The organism is Anabaena sp. 54 (assembly GCF_017355725.1).
Classification (GTDB): Bacteria; Cyanobacteriota; Cyanobacteriia; order Cyanobacteriales; family Nostocaceae; genus Dolichospermum; species Dolichospermum heterosporum.
Genome location: NZ_JAAVWA010000036.1, coordinates 1 through 25,000, shown reverse-complemented (window position 1 = coordinate 25,000; position 25,000 = coordinate 1). Strand labels below are relative to the sequence as shown.

General features: G+C 39.6%; 23 protein-coding genes (1 of these 23 cut by a window edge). 15 read left to right on the top strand and 8 right to left on the bottom strand.

Going from position 1 to position 25,000, the window contains the following annotated elements; translation table 11 throughout:
- A protein-coding gene (gene shc / locus HEQ36_RS22510; protein ID WP_168637100.1) for a squalene--hopene cyclase crosses the window boundary here: on the bottom strand, nucleotides 1-558 show its 5' end (the start). The gene continues 1,350 nt to the left of window position 1, outside the view; 558 of the gene's 1,908 nt are visible here — the first part of the coding sequence; the start codon lies at nucleotides 556-558; the stop codon falls past the left edge of the window.
- Nucleotides 559-711: 153 nt separating this feature from the next.
- Between shc and HEQ36_RS22505 the strand changes: the two genes are divergently transcribed.
- Both HEQ36_RS22505 and HEQ36_RS22500 read left to right on the top strand, forming a co-directional pair.
- Nucleotides 712-1,881, top strand: coding sequence for a glycosyltransferase (locus HEQ36_RS22505; protein ID WP_053539319.1), 1,170 nt, complete (start codon nucleotides 712-714; stop codon nucleotides 1,879-1,881).
- Nucleotides 1,882-3,062: 1,181 nt separating this feature from the next.
- A complete protein-coding gene (locus HEQ36_RS22500; protein ID WP_290708484.1) occupies nucleotides 3,063-6,560 on the top strand; it encodes a DUF4114 domain-containing protein in 3,498 nt (1,165 codons plus the stop codon).
- 92 nt (nucleotides 6,561-6,652) lie between these two features.
- Here the strand turns inward: HEQ36_RS22500 and HEQ36_RS22495 are convergent, their stop codons facing one another.
- Complete coding sequence (locus HEQ36_RS22495; protein ID WP_053539317.1) at nucleotides 6,653-7,330, bottom strand: phosphorylase; 678 nt, start codon at nucleotides 7,328-7,330, stop codon at nucleotides 6,653-6,655.
- A gap of 85 nt (nucleotides 7,331-7,415) precedes the next feature.
- Between HEQ36_RS22495 and HEQ36_RS22490 the strand changes: the two genes are divergently transcribed.
- From HEQ36_RS22490 to HEQ36_RS22450, 9 genes are all read left to right on the top strand, one after another.
- On the top strand, nucleotides 7,416-7,742 hold the full coding sequence (locus HEQ36_RS22490) for a XisI protein (protein ID WP_027403892.1): 327 nt from the start codon (nucleotides 7,416-7,418) through the stop codon (nucleotides 7,740-7,742).
- A gap of 151 nt (nucleotides 7,743-7,893) precedes the next feature.
- Nucleotides 7,894-10,680, top strand: coding sequence for an efflux RND transporter permease subunit (locus HEQ36_RS22485; RefSeq protein WP_168637098.1), 2,787 nt, complete (start codon nucleotides 7,894-7,896; stop codon nucleotides 10,678-10,680).
- A 351-nt stretch (nucleotides 10,681-11,031) separates the two neighbouring features.
- Entirely contained in the window at nucleotides 11,032-11,418 is a 387-nt protein-coding gene (locus HEQ36_RS22480) for a DUF2267 domain-containing protein (RefSeq protein WP_168637097.1), read from the top strand.
- Nucleotides 11,419-11,555: 137 nt separating this feature from the next.
- The gene (ureE, locus tag HEQ36_RS22475) at nucleotides 11,556-11,996 is read left to right on the top strand and encodes an urease accessory protein UreE (protein WP_168637096.1); all 441 of its coding nucleotides are present in this window, start codon (nucleotides 11,556-11,558) and stop codon (nucleotides 11,994-11,996) included.
- Complete coding sequence (locus HEQ36_RS22470) at nucleotides 11,974-12,660, top strand: urease accessory protein UreF (protein ID WP_168637095.1); 687 nt, start codon at nucleotides 11,974-11,976, stop codon at nucleotides 12,658-12,660. The genes ureE and HEQ36_RS22470 overlap by 23 nt, the downstream gene beginning before the upstream one ends.
- A 5-nt stretch (nucleotides 12,661-12,665) precedes the next feature.
- Nucleotides 12,666-13,262: an urease accessory protein UreG gene (gene ureG / locus HEQ36_RS22465; protein ID WP_168637094.1), complete on the top strand. Its 597-nt coding sequence runs from the start codon at nucleotides 12,666-12,668 to the stop codon at nucleotides 13,260-13,262.
- A 230-nt stretch (nucleotides 13,263-13,492) separates the two neighbouring features.
- Entirely contained in the window at nucleotides 13,493-13,957 is a 465-nt protein-coding gene (locus HEQ36_RS22460; protein ID WP_199924241.1) for a hypothetical protein, read from the top strand.
- A 31-nt stretch (nucleotides 13,958-13,988) separates the two neighbouring features.
- Nucleotides 13,989-14,408, top strand: a complete 420-nt coding sequence (locus tag HEQ36_RS22455; RefSeq protein ID WP_053541283.1) for a co-chaperone YbbN — start codon at nucleotides 13,989-13,991, stop codon at nucleotides 14,406-14,408.
- 469 nt (nucleotides 14,409-14,877) lie between these two features.
- Nucleotides 14,878-15,423 carry a hypothetical protein gene (locus HEQ36_RS22450; protein ID WP_053539311.1) on the top strand — a complete coding sequence of 182 codons (546 nt, stop codon included), beginning with the start codon at nucleotides 14,878-14,880 and terminating at the stop codon, nucleotides 15,421-15,423.
- A 34-nt stretch (nucleotides 15,424-15,457) separates the two neighbouring features.
- Here the strand turns inward: HEQ36_RS22450 and HEQ36_RS22445 are convergent, their stop codons facing one another.
- On the bottom strand, nucleotides 15,458-15,610 hold the full coding sequence (locus HEQ36_RS22445; protein WP_290708480.1) for a hypothetical protein: 153 nt from the start codon (nucleotides 15,608-15,610) through the stop codon (nucleotides 15,458-15,460).
- Nucleotides 15,611-16,054: 444 nt separating this feature from the next.
- Here HEQ36_RS22445 and HEQ36_RS22440 point away from each other — a divergent pair, with 444 nt between their 5' ends.
- Together HEQ36_RS22440 and HEQ36_RS22435 are read left to right on the top strand one after the other, a co-directional pair.
- Complete coding sequence (locus HEQ36_RS22440; protein ID WP_053539310.1) at nucleotides 16,055-16,261, top strand: hypothetical protein; 207 nt, start codon at nucleotides 16,055-16,057, stop codon at nucleotides 16,259-16,261.
- Between the two features lie 104 nt (nucleotides 16,262-16,365).
- Nucleotides 16,366-18,015: an MBL fold metallo-hydrolase gene (locus tag HEQ36_RS22435; RefSeq protein ID WP_168637092.1), complete on the top strand. Its 1,650-nt coding sequence runs from the start codon at nucleotides 16,366-16,368 to the stop codon at nucleotides 18,013-18,015.
- Between the two features lie 138 nt (nucleotides 18,016-18,153).
- On the opposite strand, the gene HEQ36_RS22430 is transcribed toward HEQ36_RS22435, so the two are convergent.
- From HEQ36_RS22430 to HEQ36_RS22410, 5 genes are all read right to left on the bottom strand, one after another.
- The gene (locus tag HEQ36_RS22430; RefSeq protein ID WP_027403878.1) at nucleotides 18,154-18,465 is read right to left on the bottom strand and encodes a DUF6679 family protein; all 312 of its coding nucleotides are present in this window, start codon (nucleotides 18,463-18,465) and stop codon (nucleotides 18,154-18,156) included.
- A gap of 748 nt (nucleotides 18,466-19,213) precedes the next feature.
- Nucleotides 19,214-20,002 (bottom strand): Nif3-like dinuclear metal center hexameric protein, encoded by a 789-nt coding sequence (locus HEQ36_RS22425; protein ID WP_053539308.1) that lies wholly within the window; start codon nucleotides 20,000-20,002, stop codon nucleotides 19,214-19,216.
- A gap of 36 nt (nucleotides 20,003-20,038) precedes the next feature.
- Nucleotides 20,039-21,115 (bottom strand): ACR3 family arsenite efflux transporter, encoded by a 1,077-nt coding sequence (gene arsB / locus HEQ36_RS22420; RefSeq protein ID WP_290601297.1) that lies wholly within the window; start codon nucleotides 21,113-21,115, stop codon nucleotides 20,039-20,041.
- 226 nt (nucleotides 21,116-21,341) lie between these two features.
- Nucleotides 21,342-22,604, bottom strand: coding sequence for an organoarsenical effux MFS transporter ArsJ (gene arsJ, locus HEQ36_RS22415; protein ID WP_168637091.1), 1,263 nt, complete (start codon nucleotides 22,602-22,604; stop codon nucleotides 21,342-21,344).
- A 103-nt stretch (nucleotides 22,605-22,707) separates the two neighbouring features.
- Nucleotides 22,708-23,724 (bottom strand): ArsJ-associated glyceraldehyde-3-phosphate dehydrogenase, encoded by a 1,017-nt coding sequence (locus HEQ36_RS22410; protein WP_168637090.1) that lies wholly within the window; start codon nucleotides 23,722-23,724, stop codon nucleotides 22,708-22,710.
- Nucleotides 23,725-24,189: 465 nt separating this feature from the next.
- Here HEQ36_RS22410 and HEQ36_RS22405 point away from each other — a divergent pair, with 465 nt between their 5' ends.
- Both HEQ36_RS22405 and HEQ36_RS22400 read left to right on the top strand, forming a co-directional pair.
- Nucleotides 24,190-24,672 carry a protein kinase gene (locus HEQ36_RS22405; protein ID WP_325064628.1) on the top strand — a complete coding sequence of 161 codons (483 nt, stop codon included), beginning with the start codon at nucleotides 24,190-24,192 and terminating at the stop codon, nucleotides 24,670-24,672.
- Nucleotides 24,673-24,807: 135 nt separating this feature from the next.
- Nucleotides 24,808-24,954 (top strand): element excision factor XisH family protein, encoded by a 147-nt coding sequence (locus HEQ36_RS22400; RefSeq protein ID WP_168637089.1) that lies wholly within the window; start codon nucleotides 24,808-24,810, stop codon nucleotides 24,952-24,954.
- Nucleotides 24,955-25,000 lie beyond the last annotated feature (46 nt).

Below are 25,000 nucleotides of genomic sequence, written 5' to 3'. Positions count from 1 at the left end.
TGGTTTTCGATCAAAGACAATTAATAATGGCACAGTGCTAGAACGCGCCCAACTCGAAAGTTCATAAATATTGAAGAAAAAATTATCGGGTAGCAACATTACCCAAGGTGGTAAAGAAGGCAGTCCGCGCCAATTATAACAGCCAATTAAAGCTAGATGTAACTTTGTAAAAATCCGAGTTTTGCTAATACCACCTTTAGCTAAAATTAGAGATTTCGCTTTCAGCAATGCGGTATCTGTAGCGGGTACACCTAACAATCTTAAAGCCATATAGGCTTCTACAGTTGTGTTTAAATCTCCACCATCACCATAAAACAATTCCCAACCTCCATGTTCTCGTTGTTGAGAACGGAGATAATTTTCAACTTTATGTAAAGGTCTGGTTTTCTCAGTTCCCCAAATCTTATGTAATAAAACAGCTTCCGAAGTGATGGTAACATTAGACTCTAACTCAGCCCACCAATAACCATCGGGATTTTGAATAGAAAGTAGATGTTTTTGACTTGCGGCTATCGCATCAACAACTTGCTTGACTTTTATTCTATCTTGTGTTTGCATCAAATACCTACCTCAGCACCAAACAATATTTAAATAACATAACCGAATTACGAGAAAATTCTTCCGCAAAATCAGCAAACATTGTATTCTATCCAAGTCAGTAAAAGAATTAAATTTGTCTTTTAAATTTTAAATTGGAGTACAGCAACAGTTATGGCAACAATTATATTCAGTTTGACCCTTCTATCCTTAGTCATTTGGATATTTTTACTCTTATTTTGGGGGCAGTTTTGGCGAGTTAATCACCAATTAGAAGCAAATAAAGATAAAGATATTGATAACAACATCTTACCGACCGTGTGCGTAATAATTCCTGCCCGTAATGAAGCCGATGTCATTCCTGTTAGCTTGCGATCGCTCCTCCTGCAAGACTATCCTGGTAAATTCACCATCTTCCTAGTAGACGATCAAAGTAGCGACGGTACAGCCAACTTTGCCCAAGGAGTAGCCCACGCCCTCGACAAAACCCCACAATTGCAGATTATATCCAGCCCCCCATTACCTCCGGGTTGGACAGGCAAATTATGGGCAATGGAACAAGGTGTACAAACAGCCAGCCAATTAAAACCAGACTATTTTTTACTTACAGACGCAGATATAGAACATCATCCCAGTAACCTCCGCCGCCTAGTTGCCAAAGCCGAAGCACAGAAATTAGACCTCGTATCCATCATGGTACGATTACGCTGTCAAAGCTTTTGGGAACAACTATTAATACCCGCATTCGTCTTCTTCTTCCAAAAACTCTATCCCTTTTCCTGGGTAAATAACCCCAAAAAGGCGATCGCCGCCGCCGCCGGAGGTTGTATTCTCATTCAGAAAGAAGCCCTCAATCGAATTGGTGGATTACAAGTTATTCGTCAAGCCCTAATTGATGACTGTTCCCTAGCCAAAGCCGTCAAATCAACCAAGGGAAAAATCTGGTTAGGACTCAGCACTCTCACCCGTAGCTTACGCCCCTACGATTCCCTCAAAACAATTTGGGATATGGTCGCCAGAAGTGCTTATACACAACTGAATTATTCCCCCTTTCTCCTCCTAGGTAGCCTCTTAGGAATGATCTTAGTTTATATAGTCCCCCCAATAGGAATTATTTTAGGACTGGTATTCGGGAATTGGATAATTACCCTCACCTCTGTCATCGGATACCTGCTAATGACTTTTGCTTACTTCCCAATTACTCGCTTTTACAAATGCTCCCCCGCTTTTGCCTTTAGCCTACCCATAATTGCCTTTATGTATACTTGTATGACACTAGATTCAGCATTACAACATTGGCAAGGTCTTGGAGGCGCATGGAAAGGTAGAGTATATGCCAAATAACAAAATAGGAGAAGCAAAAGCAGCAAAGACAGAAATTTCCCTCTTCTTTTGACTTCTGACTTGGCGTAAGCCATAAGTAGTGGGACAGAATTAATTACACAATGTCATTGCGTAAGCGTTGCGTGGCGTTAGCCATATGGAACGAAGTGAAATGAAGCAATCGCAAGGATTGTGATTGCTTCGCTTCGCTCGCAATGACTGTAAATATTTTTGTCCAATTACTTACTTCTGACTCCTGATCCCTAATCAAGCCAGAGTTTACCCCGTTGACAACCAGTAGCAGACATTTTTCCTAAAAATCCCCATTTTTACCCATTAAACACCAGCCCCAGCATTAACCACACATTAGGATTACTGGTAAAGACAGTAGATCAAAAGTAGTCAGAATATTTAAAACAAGTCCGGATTGGACATTAACAATTAGGGATTAAGTTATAGGAATCTGGACTTGAGAACAGGGAAGAAAAATTTTTCCCATTGATATCAAGTATCATAACCGCAGACTAAAACAGATTGTCATGTTTACAGCCAATGATAAAAGCCCAACTCAGGAATTTGCGTGTTATTGACCTCAACTTCACAGAAACTTCACAACTAATAACACAATATCTAGGCTATACTGTTTTCGGACAATCAAAGTAAACTTTCTAATTAGTGAAAAGCTAAGAGTCCTTAAATCAAATCAGGCATAAACTTCAGCATCTTCCCGCGTCTGGGTGTAGTCGGCAAAAACCCCAAGTCTTAAATAAATAGACCTGGATTTGATTATATGAGGTGAAAAATTGGGTACACAAATATGGATATAAAGAGAGTTTGATCTGGCATAGAAACTAACCGTATCTGACCATCCGAAAAAATTATCTCCACCAACTCTGGCGACTCAACTGCAAGCCAGGGAAGTCTCATCATACCAGGGTATTAACTACTATTCCCCTATTTCCATCAAAAGTTACTCTAACAACTCAAGCTTAGGGGCAACCACGCATATTTACCCCAGAGGTATGAAATTCTGTCGATACTATCACCAACACTCTAGCCACTCAACTACAGCCTAGAGCTATTTCTCAACGCAGATTTATAGCAAATACTTGTGTAACTAGGGTGGAACTACTTATTACACCAGCTTTGCTGTAACCGAAATTTGTCAACCATTGAAGAAAAACTAATAACACTACATCATTATGGAACCACTCACCACAACTGAAGATAGCAGCAATCCATCAATAGAACCATATCCTATCGCTACCACAACTGAAGATAGCAGCAATCCATCAATAGAACCAGATCCTATCGCTACCACAACTGAAGATAGCAGCAATCCATCAATAGAACCAGATCCTATCGCTACCACAACTGAAGATAGCAGCAATCCATCAATAGAACCAGATCCTATCGCCACCACAACTGAAGATAGCAGCAATCCATCAATAGAACCAGATCCTATCGCCACCACAACTGAAGATAGCAGCAATCCATCAATAGAACCAGATCCTATCGCCACCACAACTGGAGTCAGCAGCAATCCATCAACAGAACCAGATCCTATCGCCACCACAACTGGAGTCAGCAGCAATCCATCAACAGAACCAGATCCTATCGCCACCACAACTGGAGTCAGCAGCAATCCATCGATCATAACAAGTGAAAATAGCCCAGTTGAGGAGATCCCATTTGAAGCAGCCCTACCAGATTCTAATTCCAGCAGTGACAATGAAGAGGTATTTTTGATCGGTATAGATCCTGTAACTGGCGAGACTATTGTTATCGATCCTGTAAGTGGTGAGATTATACCCACTTCCACTCCCATATCCAACAACAACGGCTTTACTATCAAGGGTGTAAGTAGCGATGAGTTCGGCTACTCAGTTAGCGCTGTTGATATTAACGGTGATGGAATTGAAGATATCGTCATTGGTTCACCTTCGAGCGATCCTAATAACAAAAGCAACGCCGGAAAAACCTATGTAGTCTTTGGTGAAAGAGATTCACTTAATCGAACCATAGATGTCTCTAGCCTCGATAACACTAAAGGCTTTGTGATCAATGGGGCTAAAGCAGGCGATAAATCCGGCTATTCTGTTAGGAATATTGGGGATATTAATGGTGATGGTGTTGATGACCTAGCCATTGGATCACCTGGTGCAAATGGGAATAGTCTCGGCTCTGCTTATGTCATCTTTGGCAGTAACGACCCCAACTATTTTAATAGTCCCATCGAACTTTCCAACCTTGGCAGTAAGGGCTTTAACATTCAAGGCAGTGGATTTAGTAGTAATGCCGGTTGGTCTGTTAGTGCTGCGGGCGATATCAATGGTGATGGCATCAAAGAGCTATTAATTGGCGCAACCAATCCTGGTGACAACGGATCAGGGACTATAGGTGAAAGCTATGCCATCTTTGGGAAAGAGAATTTTGACTCAACCCTAAACCTCGACGACCCAAACTTTGGGCTTGATGACGGTTTGATTATCTACAGCTATAACCCGGATAACCCAAGTGATGACAACAATAGCTTAGGTTATTCTGTCAGTGACGCTGGGGATATCAACGGTGATGGAATTGATGACCTCATCATTGGTGCGCCCTATGCGAATCCCAATGGTAACAATTCTGGCAGCAGTTATGTCATTTATGGGCGTAGCAATGACAACCCCTTTACTGATGATATTAACATTGCCAACCTCAGTAGCAGCGATGGCTTTGTCATCAACGGACAAGATGCTGATCAATCAGGACTCTCTGTTAGCAAAGCTGGGGATATCAACGGTGACCGCATCGGAGACTTGATTATTGGTGCGAAAGGCAAAGGCTATGTGGTCTTTGGCAAACAAGATTTTGGTTCTAGCATCAATCTTTCTGACCTTAATGGTAGCAATGGCTTTACCATCAATGGTATTTCAACCCTTGATAACTCCGATTGGTATGTCAGTGGTGCTGGGAATATTAACGATGATGACATTGATGACATCATCATTGGGGCAAAAAATGCTAATAATAATGTTGGACAAGTCTACGTCATTTATGGCACAGAGGAAGACTTTGCACCTACCTTTGAACTCTCAAGTCTCGAAAGTCCCGACAGTCAAAATGGCTTTATAATTGACGGTGCTTCTATAGGTGATAAGTTAGGTAGCTCGATCAGTAATGGAGATTTTGATGGTGACGGTGTTAACGATTTAATTATTGGCGCACCTGGATCAGGGAAAGTCTATGTGCGGCTTGGCACTGGCACTGATACTGACACGGGAACCGACACGGGAACCGACGCTGGCACTGATACGGGAACTGATACGGGAACCGACACGGGAACTGACACGGGAACCGACACGGGAACTGACACGGGAACCGACACGGGAACTGATACGGGAACTGATACGGGAACCGACACGGGAACTGACACGGGAACCGACACGGGAACTGACACGGGAACCGACACGGGAACTGACACGGGAACCGACACGGGAACTGACGCTGGCACTGATACGGGAACCGACGCTGGCACTGATACGGGAACTGATACGGGAACCGACACTGGCACTGATACGGGAACCGACACTGGCACTGATACGGGAACTGACACTGGCACTGATACCGGAACTGACACTGGCACTGACACTGGCACTGACACGGAAACTGTTAACGTTAACGATTTCCTCTCACTAATTAGTGATAATGTCTTCAATATCAAAGATAACGACGGCAAAGTGACACTAGAAGTAAAATTGACAGGATTCAATTTTAATGGTTTCTATGAAATAGGAGTATTTGCTGTTGATGATGCGTCTGGTAGAATAGATGGAATTGCCCCAGGTGAACCTGGTTATGCAGAAAAAGCATTAGCAAAAGGTCAGATAATTTTCTCTACTATTACTAATCTTCCTGCTGGATTTGATCTCACTAGCCTCGGTAGGTTATTAGAGTTTAACTCCAATGACAATTTGAGATTCTATTTAGTAAAAGATGGTTCAACCGATTCTGTACTGAATAAGAACACACCCATTGGCAATGTTCTCTTTGCCAACCCTTCTACTGTAAAAATTACAGACTTGGGGTCTAATAGTTTCTCTCTAAATTGGGAAGATGGTTCTGGTAATCCAAGTGGATTCGACGATTTGCAAGTCCAGATTCAAGCAAATGATAAATCTATGCCTTTGGGTACAGCTTTGCAAAGTAAACCACAAGGCGAATCGCTGGATTTACGGGGTATTACTAGTGCAGTAACCGCTGATTTTACTGTTTACCGAGAAGCAAGTTACAACAATTTCGTTGGTTTCTATCGCGTAACTGATGGGAATGGCGGTATTGATACTAGTGGTGATGGTATCGCTGATATCCTCCCAGGACAGGATGGTTATGTGCAAGCGGCTCTAAATGGTCGTGTTTCTGATGTTAGTTTGAACGTGAATAACGGCGGAACAGCAGGTTTCAATACTACCCTTCAAGGTGGTGCTATGTATGTACCATTTCTTGTGGCTAATGGTACACTTGATGCCCTACTTGATAGAAATCCTAATAATAACCCAGATATTTACTTCGCCTTCTTGGGGGCTAACTCAGATGGTGTTGATCATGTGCGGATATTAGGTGATAATACCTTTGGCTTTGAGGATTTACGTGGTGGTGGTGATAAAGACTTCAATGATGTGATTGTTAAAGTCAATTTGGCACCAGTAGTTTAGCTTAAAAGATATTTCTCCGGTTTAAATTCTGTTTAGATCCCCGACTTCTCTAAGAAGTCGGGGATCTTATGGGTCTATTGGACATTCTTGCCTTAAGCCGTAAACAATAATTGTGTGACTGTTGTTAAAGCTTTGAGTCCTTTTAATGAACCGGTAATTAATCGAGTTGCTGCTGGGGGTTGACGGATTAATTCCCAAGCTAAGGGTAAAGGTTGTAATGAGCCATCTGCACCAATTGCTGATGTGATATTGGGGATGTCATGGTGAGCATCATCGCTAACTACTCGCAGGATGGCTACTTGTACTGGTGGAGAAACTGCGTCAGATGGTTGCTGGAAAAATTCGAGAAAAGCGTATCCTTCCATATCTACAACGTCAGCACCGGATTGTTCATGTAACTCGCGTTTTTGTGTGGCTTTATATAAGAGGCGATCGCTCGTTAACCCTTTGACTAAAGATACATGATCTCCAAGTTTATTATGTATATCTGCGGTAAAGGAATTATCGCCCTCTTGCAGATTTCCTTGATAAAGACAATTTTGATATAAAACAATATCTCCAATTTGATATTTTTGGCTCAAGCTACCGCATAAACCCATCATCAGCATCCGATTTGCTTGATTATGGGTGAATTGTTGTAAATATTTCCGCACTGGTTCAATTCCCATTGGTATCGCTAATACCTTGGTTTGAGAATTGGGGACGCGCCTTAATCCGCGACAGACGGCTTGATATTCTGCTCCCTGGGGGACTAAGATTAGAGTTGACATAAGAATGGGAAATTTAGGTTCAGGAGTTCAGGAGGTAGGGGCGCAGGGCCTGCGCCCATTCAGGAGTTCAGGAGGTAATTTTTAAATGGATAAAATAGCTAAATATCGAGAATATATTCAAACTTTGTTAACTAATTACGCCAAAGATGATGAAGAAGAAGAACTACAACTGATTTTTGATACCCAAAGGGATCATTACCAATGGATGAATGTCGGCTGGCAAGAACTACATCGAGTTTATCGTAGTGTCATGCACTTTGATATTAAAGATGGCAAAATTTGGCTACAACAAAATTTGACAGACCAAAATCCTGCTGAGGAGTTAGTAAAAATGGGTGTTCCCAAAGAAGATATTGTGTTGGGGTTGCATCCACCCTACAAGCGTCCATATACAGATTATGGTGTTGCTTAGAATACTTTGAACAAGGAACGAAAGGATTAAGGATCTACCATGACTAAACATCTACAACCATTTTCACCCTAGAAGTTCTATACTAGCCTGTCAGTTGTCAGTGATCAAAAGACTGACAAATAATGACCAAGGACTCAAATAATTTTATCAGATGGTACAGACCAATACACAATCTACACGCGAAAGCTTCAATATTTCCAAATTAGCGATTAAGTTTTCTTGGTTGACAGTGTGTTTTTGGATAGGTATAGCGGTAGCTGGTATCCTGGCATTCAGTTCCCTCAAATATGCTTTATTTCCAGATATCACCTTTCCGGTAGTGGTGGTAAATGCCCAAGCACCCTTAACATCTGCCCTAGATACGGAAGAACAACTAACTAAACCCCTGGAGGCAAGTCTCAAATCACTGGCAGGTCTTGAGGATATTCGTTCATCAACCTATCCTGGTCAAACTGCCGTAATTTCCTCTTTTGTGGTGGGGACAAATTTAGAAACTGCGACCAAGAAAATTTCTCAAATCGTCAATCAATTAAATCTACCCAAGAATGCCACTAAAAAAATCATCCCTTTGAATCTGAACGAATCAGCGGCTGTTAGCTATGCCATTGAAAGTGCTACTGGGAAGATTGATAATTTACAGCAACTAGCAAAAGCGAAAATTGTCCCAGCGATCGCTAAATTACCAGGAGTTCTCAAAGTCTCCCTCTTAGGAGATGGCAACACAAGGAGTCAGGAGCGCAGGGGCGCAGGGTCTGCGCCCGTAACTCCCATAAGTCAGGAAGAAGAAAGAAGAAGGAATGTTTTATTACCCTCATCTGGCACTTTAGTAAGATTCAATGGTAAACAGGCTTTAGCCTTTCAAGTAATTAAAAAAGGTAATGCCAACACCCTAGAAGTAGTCAGTCGGGTAGAAAAAGAAGTACAACAGCTAAGGTTGAGCTTAAAAGATGTCACCCTCACCTTAGCTGCTACCCAAGCTGAATATATTCACAACGCCACCCATTCCACCATAGATGCACTGATTGAAGCGATCGTCCTCTCAGTAGTTGTCATCTTTCCCTTTTTATGGAATTGGCAAGCCACCCTAATTTCTGCCTTAGCTATTCCCGTGTCTTTGTTAGGGACATTTATCGTCATGGCGATATATGGCTTTAACCTAGAAACCATCACTCTGTTAGCCTTAGCTTTAGTCATTGGCTCGATAGTAGATGATGCCATAGTTGATGTAGAAAACATCATGCGGCATATAGAAGAAGGAAAAACCCCCCGCGAAGCCGCACTCATAGCCACCAATGAAATTGGTTTAACTGTCACCGCAGCCACTTTAACAGCAGTAGCGGTATTTTTGCCTATCGGTTTAATGGGTGGAGTCATTGGTCAATTTTTCAAACCCTTTGGGATTACAGTTTCCGCTGCGATGCTGACATCTTTATTAGTAGCCCGAACCTTATCACCCGTCTTAGCTATTTACTGGCTCAAAGCTAAATCATCCAGTTCTCCCCAAAAGCAAAGTAAAATTTGGCTAGAATTTGATCAGGCTTACCGTAACTTGTTAGCCTGGTCATTGCAGCACCGCTTAATAGTTGTCGGCTTGGCAGTTGGTAGTTTAATAGCTGGTTTAGCCCTGATTCCCCTAATTCCCAAAGGGTTTATTCCCAAACTTGACCGAGGAGAATTTAATATTGTCTATACTGCTCCCTTACCTAATCTTCCTGGGAATCTTGGACAAGCGGGGCAAGGAGGACGACAACAACCAGGAGGACAACCAGGACAAGCGGGACAAAAAGATAAATTAGAAAATTCGTCTTTGTCTGCTGCGGCTTTAGCTGCTTCATCATCTTCTATTCCCATTCCTAATCCTCTAAACGATTCTTTGGATGTTGCTAAGAAACTGGAAGAAGTAGTGAGGAAGTCCCCCGCAGTAGCAACGGTATTTACTACTGTCGGTTCTCGTGAAGGTGAGCCAAACAAGGGTACGCTGTACATTAAGCTGAAAACAGACTCAGAAGTGAAAACGGCAGAAGTACAAGACCAACTCCGCGCTGCTTTGCCAAAATTGGCGGGTGTAACTACAAGTGTAGAAGATATTCAGTTTGTAGACACAGGTGGACAAAAACCTCTGCAAATAGCCTTACAAGGTAATGATCTTCAAGCCTTAACGACGGCAGCTAAAGCAGTAAAAGCCCGAATTGAGAAAATATCTGGGTTTGCTGATATCACTATCACAGGTGCATCTGATCAACAAGATCCAATTTTACAAATTGAACGTTTGAATAATCAGCGGGTGGCTTATATCGGCGCTAATCTGGGTCAAAATTTAACTTTGGGTGATGCGACGGATAAGGTGGTAGCAGAAGCTAAAGCAGTTATACCTGCGGGTGTTTCTTTGAATTTGGGAGGAGATTCTGCCCGTCAGAATGAGGTTTTTGGGAGTTTTGGCACGACTTTGGGATTATCAGCACTTTGTATTATTGTGGTGTTAATTTGGTTATTTAAAAGTTGGGTAGACCCCATAGTTATTGGTCTTTCTTTACCTTTAGCAATCGTGGGGGCGTTGTTGGCACTGCTATTTACAAAAAGTGATTTTGGGATGATATCTCTAATTGGTTTTGTATTTTTGCTGGGGATTACTAACAAAAATGCCATCTTAATTGTAGATTACATTAACCAGTTAAGAGATTCTGGACTAGAAAGAACTGAGGCAATTCTCAAAGCTGGACCTGTCCGGTTGCGTCCCATTATGATGACAACTGCGGCGACAATTTTGGGGATGGTTCCCATTGCTTTGGGTTTAGGTGCGGGTTCAGAATTGCGATCGCCTATGGCTGTATCTATAGCCGGTGGTTTGGTCAGTTCTACTATTCTCAGCTTGTTTGTTGTCCCCGTATTTTACGCCATTTTAGATGATTGGTTTCCTAGAAAGAAGATAAAACAATAAAAACTCGTAGGGTGCGTCAAAAGTTAATTTAATAATTAGATGATGAATTAACAAGTTTGACGCACCGTTTCAGTAGAAAACTTTTAATTCTTAATATCCCTAACTTCTTGAACAAATTGGGGATATTTCACTAATATATCTATCGTCAGATATAGCTATATCTAACTCTTGGGGATGAAGTTAAGTGAATCGTTAAAGCCTAGAATACACTTACTATTGCCAAAGCCACCTTTAGTTTTAAATATTAAATTATAAGTTGGAGGTAATCAGTCATCATGTTTAGGACTTCTCTCACTCATAATTGTTTGATTGATAAGACAAATTATTGATTTGAATACTGGAGATAAAAAAATGGAATATACCGAGTTTATAACCCATGTTCAAAGTTTAGCTCAATCGGAACTTCGTGAAGAAGCAGAAGTTGCTACTCGTGCTACTTTTGAAAGTATTAAAAAAATTATTCCTAGTGATGAAAGAGAAGAATTAGCAGCACAAATACCCCAGGAATTGAGAGAATATTTGTATGGAGGTGAAACAGAACCTATTCAATCTTTGAATTTACAAGAATTTATTAAATGTATCAGTGACAAAGAAAAGGTAGAACCCACGATAGCTGCTATTCATGTGCGGGCTGTTTTTGCTGTTGTACAACTTGCTGTTTCTCCGGAAAATTTCCGCAGATTTTATAAATATTTCTCTCATGATTATGAGGAATTATTTACCATCTCACTCGCTTAGTTAAAAGAGATTTGTAAAGGGAAAATTTGAAAATACTCGATTTCTCTAAGAAGTCGGGTATATTTTTGTTTACTAAATATTGAAAATGAATTACTATAGATACAGAATCATCAAAATTAAAGTTAATTTCAGGAATTATGCTGACTTTTACTCAACGTCAACCACCTAATGATGATACTATAGTTACTTTCACTCTTTCACTGACTGCGGAAGAACGAACTCGTAGCCGCCATAAATTTACATTAGCAAATGGTAAGGAAGTTTTTTTGCGTTTGGCTAGAGGTACAGTATTAAATGACGGCGATATTCTCATAAATGAAAATGAAAGTATGAATATGAGAATTATTGCTAAACCTGAACCAGTTTTAACTGCATTAGCAGAAATTCCTTTATTATTAAGGGCTGCATATCATTTAGGAAATCGTCATGTTCCTGTAGAAATAACTTCGACTTATTTACGCTTATCTCCAGATGCAGTTTTAGCTGCTATGTTAATCCAATTAGGGTTAGAAATTAAAGAGGAAGTTGTACCTTTTCAACCAGAATTAGGGGCTTATGGAAATCACTCTCACACATAGCCATTTTTTGGCGATTTTACAATTAGCAAGTCCAGCTTTACCTGTTGGTGCTTATGGCTATTCAGAAGGGTTGGAAATGTTAGTAGAAAATGGGACTATTACTAATATTGAAAATCTTCAAGATTGGCTAAAATCTGAGTTAATTTATGGCTCAATTCGCCTAGATGCGGCAGTAATGACGAGGGGTTTTCATGCTATCCAATCAGGTGATAGGTCGGCTTTAAAGCGGTGGAATTTATGGTTATCGGCGGCGAGGGATACGGAGGAATTACGGGCTGCTAGTTGGCAAATGGGACGTTCTCTGATGCAATTATTGGGGAAACTAGAACCGGATATTTTACCTGTGGTGAATGCTGTGGGTTATCCTAGCAATTATGCGATCGCATTTGCTATAGCTTGCGCTCATTGGGATATAAATATTCAAGTCTGTTTATTAGCTTATTTACACAGTTGGGCGAATAATTTAATTACCGCTGGTATTAAAATTATTCCGCTGGGACAAACTGCGGGACAACAGTTATTACTGGGTTTACAACCTTTATTAACTACTACTGTGGAGGAAATTTTGCTCATGGAAGATGATGATTTAGGATGTTGTAATTGGGGTTTATCTTTAGCAAGTATGCAGCACGAAACCCAGTACACTAGATTATTTAGGAGTTAAAAATTATGACGGCTTTAAGAGTAGGAGTTGCAGGTCCTGTGGGTTCAGGAAAAACGGCTTTAGTAGATGCTTTATGTAAGAATTTACGGGAAAAATATCAATTAGCAGTAGTGACAAATGATATCTATACTCAAGAAGATGCTCAATTTTTAGTCCGTTCTCAAGCCTTAGAAAGCGATCGCATTTTGGGTGTAGAAACAGGAGGTTGTCCCCATACTGCTATCCGTGAAGATGCTTCCATGAATTTAGCCGCAATTGAACAATTAGAAGAGAAATTTACCAATTTAGATTTAGTCTTTTTAGAAAGTGGTGGAGATAATTTAGCTGCTACTTTTAGTCCTGAATTAGTAGATTTAACAATTTATGTCATTGATGTGGCTGCTGGTGATAAAATCCCCCGTAAAGGTGGTCCAGGTATCACTAAATCTGATTTATTAGTGATTAATAAAACCGATCTTGCTCCCTATGTGGGTGCTGATTTGAATGTCATGGAAAGAGACGCAAAAAAAATGCGTGGTGATAAACCTTTTGTTTTTACAAACCTGAAAACTCAAACTGGATTAGGAGATGTAATTCAGTTTGTGAATGCAGCTATTTGTTAATTGTTTGAAGTGGCTAACACCACGCTGCGCTATCAGGATTTTTAGGATTAAAGGATTTTCATGAAGTTAGCTTGTAATTGATATTATGATGGTACGATGTAACTAATATATAGTAATCATAAGTTATCTTACAAACCATGATTGAATAATTGTCTATCTTAATGTACAATTTATGATATTCAAATTTTCAACAGGTAATAAAAACAAATTGACTACTATCGGATGACTGGTTGAATATATGGAATAACACCAGTTTTTACTGCCAAAATATAGTCAAGCTTGTTTATAAAGGTCAAGTTTGGGGATTGGTGAAATACAGTCTTTATCCATATTTTTATCCTGAAACCGCTCCTCCCATATTTATGGAAATAAACAATATAGAAGCATACCCTACCAGTCGAGGAGATGTTACTTCAAGGTTAATTGAACCTATTGGTAAATGGTTAATTTGGTATGCAATAAAGGTTGCTTTCGAGTTTTGCCAGGTAACACCAGTGGAATCATTCATTTCGCTGGAAGCTTTGGATGAAGCTGTGGCATACTATAGGGATAAGGTACAGATGGAATATCTTGGTTTTTTAGGTAGCACTCCTAGTGGAGAAGACTTATATGTATTCAGATTTTCACGAACCGCAGCAGCAGAATTTTGTCAACGACATGAAACCAGATGGGGAAAACCAAAGTTATATGAATAGTAATGAAATAATGGCAGGATCAAAAGAGATAATGACTCATGCTCAAAGACAGGCTTTTTTGAAAACATCTCGTTTAGGTAAGCTACTTGGAGTTGCACATTTACTTCCTGAATCTGACGTACAACCAACTATATTATCTATCAGTGAAAAAACATTTACCAAAAATGTTTTAGAATCCCCTATCCCTGTTTTAGTAAATTTTACAGCCCCTTGGTCGGAATTCTGTAAAATTATTCATCCTTTGTTGCTACAATTTCAAATTCAATGCAGTGATAGAATAAAACTAGTGGAGATAAATGCCGATCAAAATTTTAAACTATCTAATACTTATAGGCTTAAATCCCTACCAACTTTATTGCTGATTGAAAATGGTATTGTCAAGCAGAGGTTAGAAGAATTTCGTTCACAAGAAGATTTACGTCTAGCATTAAAGAGCATTCAAATCAGCTAAGTAGGTTGGCGTTGAAAATTGTCGTTATGGCAGGGCAAGAGGCAAGAGGCAAAAGGCAAGAGTAAAGAGGTTTTGGGCGATTTTACGTTTCTTTACACAGTTTGGTTTTATTGTGTTCACCTACTTATAACAATAACAATAGTTACGCTGAAAAAATTGATCAGCTAAAATTTACAGGTTAAGATTACAGGCTCTTGCGTCTCTTTTATGGTGATTGAGATTGAGGATTGATGATAACAAAACCCTTACGGGACAAGGGTTATAAACAATTATTTCCATATTTTCAATGAAATGCCTACACAATAGGGCTTTCAATGATTTTGAACCAGGTTTTCCATAAAAATAACCGAAGAACCTTAAATACTGTGACATAAAATAGGATGGTAGGAAAAGTAGTTATCATTGATATTTAGGTTTTTATTTCCTTCCCCTGATGAATTGTCTTGTAAAAATCCAACGGAATTACTATATGTATAATTACAAACAAGCTATTTTATCATTATTTTTAGTTGTATCCTGCACTGTTATTAGTAGTTGTGATTCTAGCAATACTGCTGATAACCCAACTCCAGAAACAATACCAAATAGCAAAATTAACCCCAAGAAACTACAGAAGTCTCCCACTCCCACAGTTGAGCCATATTCTAACAATAAAGCCATTTCTGGGAAAACTACTCACGTCACGGTATACACAAGTGATGCTCAATGTCAAGAGCTAATTCCTCAAAAAGCTGACGTTTCCGCAGCAGAACCCATGAATGAAGCCATAGGTAAAATATTTAAAGAACAAAGTACAGCAGATTTTAGCGTGTCTGGTTATCGTGTCAATGTAAAAAACGGTGTTGCAATTGTTGATATCCGCATCTCACCAGATTCCAAAAGACAAGTATCTTCTCTTTCTAGTTGTGAACAGTTTGCGTTGTTTAGCAGTGTCCGCAAAACATTAATTAGTAATTCTCAGTGGAAAATTAAAGATGTCCGCTTTACTGAACGGGGAGAGGATATTATTCTTTAAAGTTTTTTCAAGATAAAAATTTAACCAGCAAAATTTAGGTGTATTTTAGCGGTAGAGACACCTGTATAGATTCAGATTCATCTAATTTACCCTGTTGTCTACCTGGACGATGAAACGGTATTACCAAAACTTCTTTTGGTTTTATATCGTGTCTCTCAATTAATCCAGCAAAATATTTTTTCAACAACTTTAATAAAGTCTTTAGGGACTTCCAAGAAATAAATTATCCTGATTAACGAACCACAGAGGCGCAGAGGACACAGAGGAATAAGGGTTTGAGAGATTTTTGCGTTAGGTGGTTGAGTATTTTTTTATTTGGAAGTCCCTTAGCTTTGACGCTTGGAAAAATACTCATACTAAAACACTTAATGGCTTAACAATATAATCTTCTTTAGGACTGTTTAACTTTGAAGTTCTAGAGCAGGGAACTAGCTACGCATCCCCTGGTAGGTCTTTAACTCTTACCTCTAACGTAGTTCGGTTAAGAACTGAGTCCAACTAGGCTTTTACAAGCCCTCACTTACCCGAAGGGAAGTGATGGGTGGTTGACCCTCTCATCCTGGACATCTTGATTCTGACAAGTTGCCCCTGCCCATACCATAAAAGTGCTATATTTACTTATAACCCAAGTATGGTAAAGATTTCTAGTGATTTTGCCCAAATGCAAAAACACGATATTAAAATCAAAAAGTCTGAAGTTAAGGGGATAAAATTAATGGACATCAAACTAATTTTAGTGGGTTTAACTGTTATATTTACGGTTTCGTGCTTATTCTTTGGTACGAAAAATGGCTTTTATGATTCCGATAACTATCATGGTAACGGTTCTGCACATTAACAAGAGTGACAACTTAGGTTTCCAACTTTTTTGAACTTTGCAGAGGAATATTGCTAAAAGCCAACTTTCTCAGCCAATAGTTTGATTGAGGGGAGGAGCAAATAATGAATAATATATCAATTGATGCTGGAACAACAGCTAACGAGTTGGAATGCTTTCCCTATAGTGTTCAGCATCAAGATGAAGGGGTGTGTCTACTGGTCAGGATGGGACCACACCGGATCATGTTAGATTTCGGTTTGACAAATATTTCCCCTGTAGCACAGGAAATGACTCAATCGGCACATCATGGGATACCAGCGGATTTAGTCCTAATTAGTCATGCTCATCCAGATCATGCCAGAGGCTTATTAACACTACATCAAGCTTTTCCCCTATTACCTATTTATGCTAGTGAGGTAACAACGAAGTTATTACCGCTAAATTGGCCAGATGAAGAACTACCAGGAATTCTCTCATTTTGTCAGGCATTACCATTGCGATCGCCTGTAGAAATCAGAGAAAATTTAATAGTAGAATTATTTCCCGCAGGTCATTTACCCGGTGCTGTGGCGATTCTCCTCACTTACCACACCCCCAACCGTGATTATAAATTACTTTACACAGGTGATTTTTTCCTATCCAACTCCCGTTTAGTCGAAGGGTTGCGACTAGATGAACTCCGGGGTTTAAATTTAGACGTGCTATTAATTGAAGGTAGTTATGGTACATCCCGTCATACCCATCGTCGTAACCAAGAAAATCAACTAGCAGAAAGGATTCATCGCGCCATTAGTTCTAGTGGCACAGAGAAAAACAATTCAGTAATTTTACCAACCCCAGCATTAGGATTAGGTCAAGAATTACTCATGCTGTTACGTTCCCATCACCACTTTACAGGTCGAGATTTAGATATTTGGGTTGATGGTGCTGTAGCTGCTGGTTGCGATGCCTACTTAGAACTTTTACCCCATCTCCCCGCCGCTGTCCAGAATTTTGCCCGACACCAACCTTTATTTTGGGATGAACGGGTAAAGCCTCGTGTAAGAAGATTAAAGCCGGAAAACCTAGCCACTTTAGGGACATCTCCTTGTATTGTTCTCACGGACTCTTCCGCAGATTTACGTAAATACTGCCAATATAACACAGGCAATTGGTTGATTCTTTTACCGGAAAAAATTGATCTTCCCGTTAACCCAGAATATTTAGCACCAACGAAATTTGAAAGTTATCTTTTAGCGCAACATAGTGATGGACCAGGAACAACCCAGCTAATTCATAATTTACGACCCCAGCACGTTATTTTTGTGCATGGTTCTCCCAGCTATCTAGCAGATTTAACTTGCTTAGAAGAGCTACAAAACCGCTATCATGTCCACTCACCAGCAGCCGGAACTCTAGTAGAATTACCAATTGGGGAAACATTTTTACAACCTGCCGCCCCAGAAACTAATTATGAGGGAGAGTTGACGGAATTAGGTACTGTTATTACCATCACTCTCCCTGATACAGTAACAGCAGACCCCCGCTGGAGACAATTCGCTGACACGGGTTTAATAGAAGCGCGTTGGCAGGGCGAAGACCTGGTATTGCGGGGGTTATCCCCACGAGAACTTGTAAACCCCAATCATCTTCGCCCTAATTCTGGTGATGTTGCGTGCTGTGGTAGCTGCCGACACCAAAGGGGGCAACGGTGTTGGAACCCCGCTGCCCCCTTATATAATTTCAAAGTTACCCTTGACGGATACTGTCCTGCTTTTGAACGCTTGACGTGAATTTAATTTAGGAGCGTTTAATAAGCCATTAGCAATCAGCATTGAGTTAATTTTGGGTTCAATTCCGCCACCTCTACAGGTGGAATGTTGCTGAGGTGGGGTTTAAATCCTCTTGTTAACAACACGCTGACGGCTCTTTCAATCTGGATTTAGGTCAGTATAAGGGTTAGGGATACGCTCTGCTTCTGGACATTCTTCAGTTGTCAGCGGATCTATGTTACCGCGTTGCACTGAAGCTAATTTTTGAGTAACAGATCCGATGCTTTCAAGACGAACCATCTCCTCCCAAGAACAAACTTCATCTTCTTCGTCTGTCTCATAGCGTAAAGTCACTAAATCGCCCTCGATATCAATGATGCGGGCCCGCTCTATCCAGCGTTGCTGATCCCGCAAAAAAACACATACCTCCCGCCCGTCGCAACACAGTTGATAAATTTTGCGGTGTAGCATGTAGTGCTTCTGCCTTTTTATACAACGTAGTTAAACCTGTCAAATTCGGGTTCCACCCCTGGAATATCCGCCTCTAAGAGGTGAATTTCGTAGTCAGAACCCAGTAAGTTTAGTGACTCAATTTTACCACTTATTTTTAGTCATTAGTGTTAGGTGAAATTTTGGGTCTTAAGCTTTAGTTTACCGCATTAGTTGAACGGCTATGGCAACTGTTAACATCTACAGACATTTTTCTCTGATTTGGCGTTTCTAGGGGCAAGGCTAGTTATCCTTATTAGCACGCTTTGTCAATAGAAATATTATGTCTGGGCGCAACATAGCTTTCAGCCCTTTAATGAGACTATCTAGCTAAGTACAGATAACCGATTGGATAGTCTATAGAAGATTCTCCCCAAGGTTAAAATGTGTATTCTATATAAATGATAACATTATTTCTAGTTTCTTAAAGGTAAATAATTTTTTTTGTATAAATTTTTGAATAAGATTAGCCAGGCGTTACGGAAGCAAAATGTAAATTTATATGTGGAGGTATTTTAGTGGCACATCTCTACATCGGGTTTAAGATGGTATAAGTGATTGTATCCATGAAATTAGCAATTTTACATACAGTGTAAAGGTCAGCATGGTACTGGTAGTTCGTCAAATTTATTTTGACGGGTAATGATCGGAAAAAACTTCTGTTCTTCCCTCCCCTGCCTCTGTTCTCCCCCTGCTTTCCTTCACCCGTCATTTTCGGGTTGACAGACTACTAGGTTAGAAACTGGCGAAAATCTTCATCTTTCTGACTCAATTGCACCCAATCTAAGTTAAGAGCTTGAAATTTCTGAACTAGGCGATCGCACGCTGGGCGTTCTGTGGCATAATGTCCAGCATCAATTAATATAATACCACGATCACGGCTTTCTTGGAATTGATGAAATTTACAGTCAGACGTTAAGTAAACCTGAGCATTAGTTTTGACTACTGCTGAAATATAACCTGCACCTGAACCACCTAAAACAGCTACCCGTGAAATTTGCTGTTGTAAATCAGCCATTGGGGAAAAAATCAAATGAGGTGGATTTAATTGAGATTGAATATTATTAATTAATTCTTGCAATGTCAAAGTAGGTTTTATATTTCCTACACGCCCATAACCTAAACCTGCTTGGGTAGGAACAATAGGTGATACTTCTTGAAGTTCCAGAAGTTGCGCTAAAACGTCAGCAGTTCCATCTGCCACTTGGTCAAAATTAGTATGTGCGGTATAAATTCCAATATTATGGGTAAAAGCCAACCGCACCATTTCTGTTAAAGCGTCTCCAGTGCGGAAAGATTTGGGGGGATGAAAAATGAGGGGGTGATGGGCAAATATAAGGTTAGCATGGAGAGCGATCGCTTCCTGCATAACGGCTAAAGTCGGAGTTAAACACACCAAAACCCGTGCTTCTGTAGACAAAACACCGGGTTCAACTTGCCAACCGCAATTATCCCAGCTTTCGCACCAAGCGGGATTTGCCCATTCTTCAAACCAAGTAATTAAATCAGTAACTTTCATTAAATTCAAATAAATCAATAGATTAAACGTATTTAATTATAATCCTACTGGTGGAGATAACCTAAAAAAATGTTTCTTAATCCAGAAAGATACATTGACTAAACTAATTAAGACTGGCACTTCTACCAATGGTCCAATGACAGCAGCAAAAGCCACACCAGATTTAATTCCGAATACAGAAATAGCTACAGCTATTGCTAATTCAAAATTATTACCAGCAGCAGTAAATGCCACACTAGCAGCTTTTGCATAGTCGGCTTTGATTTTCCATGCTAGGTAAAAAGCACTCAAAAACATGAATAGGAAATAGATAATTAACGGAATGGCAATGCGGACAACATCCAGAGGAATCTGCACAATCAAATTGCCCTTTAAACTAAACATTACCATGATTGTAAATAAAAGAGCAATTAAAGTTATGGGGCTGATTTTTGGAATAAATTCTTGATTATACCACTGCTTACCTTTAGCTTTCACTAAAATAAGGCGAGTCATAAATCCAGCCAGAAAAGGAATACCTAAATAGATAAAAACGCTGTTGGCAATTTCCCCAATACCGATATTTACAATAGTTGCTTGTAAGCCAAATAAAGGTGGCAAAATAGTCAGGAAAAACCAAGCATAAACGCTGTAAAAGAGAATTTGAAAAATACTATTAAAAGCAACCAGTCCGGCTGTATATTCAGTATCTCCTTTAGCTAAGTCACTCCAGACAATTACCATAGCAATACAAGGGGCTATTCCCACCATGATTAACCCAGTCATATATTCAGGTTTATCGCGTAAAAAAAGAATAGCAAGTGTAAACATTACAATTGGGGCAATTATCCAAGTTAGCGATAATGATAGTCCGAGAATTTTTTTATTACGAAATACATCTCCTAATTCTTCATATTTTACCTTTGCTAAGGGTGGGTACATCATCAAAATTAAACCAATAGCAATGGGAATGTTGGTTGTTCCTATTTGGAAATGATTGATAAAAACTTCTATTGTGGGGAAAAAATAGCCTAAACCCACTCCAGTTGCCATTGCCAGAAATATCCACAATGTCAAAAAGCGATCCAGAAAAGAAAGGCGTTTTATAGTCGGTTGTTTAGTTACATATTCCACTTAATTAACCTCTATAAATGTTAGTTTCAGATCCCCGACTTCTCTAAGAAGTCGGGGATCTTGTTGTCATTATAAAATGTGTATTTATTACAAATTAGTATTTAGGCAAGAGGCAAAAACTGTCATTAATTGCCTATTACCACATTTAAACTCAAATAAATTTTGGAGTCATCTCACTAGAGTAGGATATACCTGTTTGCATAGCATATCTTTAGACTGGGAAATATTATTCTCCGTCTCCAGCTTTCCAAGCTATAGCTTTACTAGGTTGAGGATTAGGTAACTTCAGAGAAACTAAACCTGCTGCGAATACGAAAAACATTGATGTCCACAGACAACCAACTAAGCCAAATATTTGATAAACCAAACCGGATAAAACTGTACCCACAAGACGACCACCGGAGTTTGCCATATAGTAAAAACCCACATTTAAAGCGACCTTATCATCATCAGTAAATGCTAAAACCAAATAGGAATGGACAGCGGAATTGAAAGCAAATACGACACCAAAAACGAGAAGTCCAGCAATAATTACGATATTAGCGGGTAAACCTAATTGTAGTGCCAAAGCGATCGCACCGGGAACAGCCGTTAATGTAAATGTCCAGAATCGAATAGTTTGAGATTGAGGTGGACGGCCAGAACCAAACCGCTGCATGAGTGTTGGTGCTAAAAATTGAATAATCCCATAACCAATCACCCAACAAGCTAAAAATCCCCCCACCTGATAAAAAGACCAGCCCAAAGTCCCACGTAAAAATACTGGTAAAGCTACAACAAACCATACATCTCTAGATCCAAATAAAAAGAATCGCGCCGCCGAGAGAATATTGATTTCTGCGCTTTTAGAGAAAAGTTGGCTAAATTTGACCTTTTTCTTGATTTTACCCATGCCCTTGGGCAGCATTAACCCAGAAAACATAATTAAAGCCAGTCCCCCAGCCATAATCCACAGGGAATTAATAAAACCCACAGAACTGAGAAGGGCACTACCCAGAAAGAAACCAACACCTTTCAAAGCATTCTTAGAACCTGTGAGTACAGCCACCCACTTAAACAAAGAAGATTGGGCATCTTGAGGCACAACCAAGCGAATGGCGCTTTTAGAACTCATCTTCGTTAAGTCCTTAGCAATTCCCGAAAATGCCTGTGCAACCATCACATAAAGGACTGAAAGCCACTGCGCCCACCCTGGATTCAGAAAAGACAGCATAATTAAAGAAAACACCTGTAATCCAATCCCAGTATAAAGAGTTACTTTTAACCCAAACTGAGAACCAATCCAACCGCCGAGAAAGTTTGTAACAATTCCAAATACCTCGTAAAACAGGAACAGAGAGGCAATTTGAATAGGTGTATAACCAATTTTATTAAAATAGAGCAAAACCAACATTCGCAAAGCCCCATCAGTCAAAGTGAAGCCCCAGTATGCCAGTGTCACCAGAATATAATTCTTGAAATTAGAATTAGAAGCAGTAGTAGAAGCCATGATTAAAAATTCAAAATTGTAAATACAAACTAAAATTCTCTCTCCGTCTCTGGGTGCAAAAATCTTTATGGGGTAGGACAGAAAACCCACCCCTAGAAAACCATTATTTCTGCAAACTTAAAGCCACCTTTCGCGCTAATTCAGTCATGCGGTTAACATAACCCCATTCATTGTCATACCAAGCCAAGATTTTCACTTGGGTTTCATTGACAACCATTGTCGAAAGGGCATCAATAATCGAAGAACGAGGATCATCTTTATAATCAATAGAAACTAAAGGACGTTCTTCATAACCCAAAATTCCTATTAATGGTTCTTGTGCAGATGCAGTTTTTAATAAATCATTAACTTCGGCTATTGTTGTCGGACGCACAACTTCAAATACACAATCTGTGAGAGAAGCATTTAACAAAGGTACACGCACGGCTAAACCATTTAATTTACCATTCAATTCTGGATAAATTAACCCAATAGCTGTGGCTGAACCTGTGCTAGTAGGAATTAATGACATACTTGTAGCCCTAGCCCGACGCAAATCTTTATGAGGTGCATCTACAATAGTTTGAGTATTAGTATTGTCGTGAATTGTGGTAATTACTCCATGTTTAATTCCTAAACCTTCATGAATTACTTTTACGACTGGGGCTAAACAATTAGTAGTACAAGAAGCTGCTGTTAACAAATGATGTTTATCAGCTTGATAGAGGTGATCATTTACCCCCATGACAATATTTAAAGCCTCTTGTTTAACAGGTGCAGCAACAATTACCTTCTGCACACCTCTTTTAAAATAGGGGTCAAGGGTAGCGGGGGTTCTAAACTTACCAGAACATTCCAAAACTATATCAATCCCAAAATCTTCCCAAGGAACTTCACCCGGTTGAGAATATTCAGTAAAACTGAGAGATTTACCATCAATAACAACTTGGTTTTCGACCGCTTCTACTTCTGGTGTCCAACGCCCATGTACAGAATCAAATTTGAGTAAATGTGCTGCGGCTTCTGTTCCACCTTTGGTTTCATTAATGTGAACAAATTCTATTTCTGGCCAATCCCAAGCAGCACGAACGGACAACCTGCCCATGCGTCCGAATCCATTAATTCCTACTTTAATTGTCATTTCAAAAAAAGTTGATATGTTAATATTGACTCTAGCATCAGATGTAAACATTAATCAAGGAAAATTGATGTATTGTTTATACACAGCAGAAAAAACGTTTTTAGCAGCTTGCTAGTTTCCAGCATTAGCAGACGTTTGTTCACCAACCTCAATCCGAGTAACGGGTTTTGGACTAAAGTGAAGTAAAAGCTTTTTCCTGGTTGCAGATAGAACGTTTGTGGAAAGAGCGATCGCCCAAACCAAAGTAACAATTAATCAACTAATCCAAGCTACTTACTTAACCAGAGTAGCCGGATTAAGTTTAGTGCATATTTTGAACAGCAAGGTATAAGGCGGTTGTTACCAGAAGCAAAATCAGCAGAAGTTGTAGTTTAACCTTTCATATCCCCGACTTCTTCAAGAAGTCGGGGATCTAACGCAACGCAATGATATATTTAAATTAATCTCCACTGTATCTACAAGGGTATGATTATTTGGCAACCAGGGCAACAAATTAACAACGGTAGATTTATCATTCAAGGTAAACCCTTGGGTAGCGGTGGTTTTGGGACTACCTACAAAGCCTTAGAACCTAGCACGGGTAAATTATACGCCATTAAAACCCTCAATCAGCAAATGCAATTGCGAGAAGACTTTGCAGAACAACAGGTTAAGTTTATTAACGAAGCCTTGACAATTAAAGGTTTTGATCATAGGCATATTCTCAAAGTCCATGAAGTCATTCAAGCAGGTGAGCTTTTTGGCGTGGTAATGGAATATATTGATGGAGTAACTTTATCTCAATATCTTCGACAAAAGGGACAACTTACCGAAAGCGAAGCACTATTATATATAGATCAAATTGGTCAGGCTTTAGAATATATTCACGCTAAAGGCAGTTTAACAATCATTCAAAAACATCCTGAAAATCCCCAACTCCCCACCAAAAATCATCCAACAACATCCTGAAAATCCTCAAATCCTGGACATCCTGATTCAGACAAAAAATCACCAACTCCCCACAAAAATCATCCAATAACATCCTAACAATCCTCAAATCCTCGACATCCTGATTCAGACAAATAAATTAAATCCTAAATAACTATGTCAGCAAGAGATTTATTTCATCAAGCAGTTAGAACAGCACTAGAAAAAGAACAATGGTTAATTACCGATGATCCATTAGAGGTAGAATTAGAAGATACAACATTGAAAATTGAGGTTCTTCCGTACCTGTTATGCCAAATATGAGTTTATTTACCCCACAACCCATATAAATAAAGGATTTTATTGTTTT

Bases quoted from the DNA above. Each gene is read 5' to 3' on its own strand.
- HEQ36_RS22500 (WP_290708484.1), top strand. From the start codon at position 3,063: ATGGAACCACTCACCACAACTGAAGATAGCAGCAATCCATCAATAGAA.
- HEQ36_RS22480 (WP_168637097.1), top strand. From the start codon at position 11,032: ATGGAATATACCGAGTTTATAACCCATGTTCAAAGTTTAGCTCAATCG.
- HEQ36_RS22455 (WP_053541283.1), top strand. From the start codon at position 13,989: ATGACTCATGCTCAAAGACAGGCTTTTTTGAAAACATCTCGTTTAGGT.
- HEQ36_RS22495 (WP_053539317.1), bottom strand. From the start codon at position 7,330: ATGTCAACTCTAATCTTAGTCCCCCAGGGAGCAGAATATCAAGCCGTC.
- HEQ36_RS22405 (WP_325064628.1), top strand. From the start codon at position 24,190: ATGATTATTTGGCAACCAGGGCAACAAATTAACAACGGTAGATTTATC.
- HEQ36_RS22450 (WP_053539311.1), top strand. From the start codon at position 14,878: ATGTATAATTACAAACAAGCTATTTTATCATTATTTTTAGTTGTATCC.
- HEQ36_RS22440 (WP_053539310.1), top strand. From the start codon at position 16,055: ATGGTAAAGATTTCTAGTGATTTTGCCCAAATGCAAAAACACGATATT.
- HEQ36_RS22490 (WP_027403892.1), top strand. From the start codon at position 7,416: ATGGATAAAATAGCTAAATATCGAGAATATATTCAAACTTTGTTAACT.
- ureE (WP_168637096.1), top strand. From the start codon at position 11,556: ATGCTGACTTTTACTCAACGTCAACCACCTAATGATGATACTATAGTT.
- HEQ36_RS22470 (WP_168637095.1), top strand. From the start codon at position 11,974: ATGGAAATCACTCTCACACATAGCCATTTTTTGGCGATTTTACAATTA.
- HEQ36_RS22435 (WP_168637092.1), top strand. From the start codon at position 16,366: ATGAATAATATATCAATTGATGCTGGAACAACAGCTAACGAGTTGGAA.
- HEQ36_RS22430 (WP_027403878.1), bottom strand. From the start codon at position 18,465: ATGCTACACCGCAAAATTTATCAACTGTGTTGCGACGGGCGGGAGGTA.
- HEQ36_RS22410 (WP_168637090.1), bottom strand. From the start codon at position 23,724: ATGACAATTAAAGTAGGAATTAATGGATTCGGACGCATGGGCAGGTTG.
- arsJ (WP_168637091.1), bottom strand. From the start codon at position 22,604: ATGGCTTCTACTACTGCTTCTAATTCTAATTTCAAGAATTATATTCTG.
- HEQ36_RS22400 (WP_168637089.1), top strand. From the start codon at position 24,808: ATGTCAGCAAGAGATTTATTTCATCAAGCAGTTAGAACAGCACTAGAA.
- ureG (WP_168637094.1), top strand. From the start codon at position 12,666: ATGACGGCTTTAAGAGTAGGAGTTGCAGGTCCTGTGGGTTCAGGAAAA.
- HEQ36_RS22505 (WP_053539319.1), top strand. From the start codon at position 712: ATGGCAACAATTATATTCAGTTTGACCCTTCTATCCTTAGTCATTTGG.
- HEQ36_RS22425 (WP_053539308.1), bottom strand. From the start codon at position 20,002: ATGAAAGTTACTGATTTAATTACTTGGTTTGAAGAATGGGCAAATCCC.
- HEQ36_RS22485 (WP_168637098.1), top strand. From the start codon at position 7,894: ATGGTACAGACCAATACACAATCTACACGCGAAAGCTTCAATATTTCC.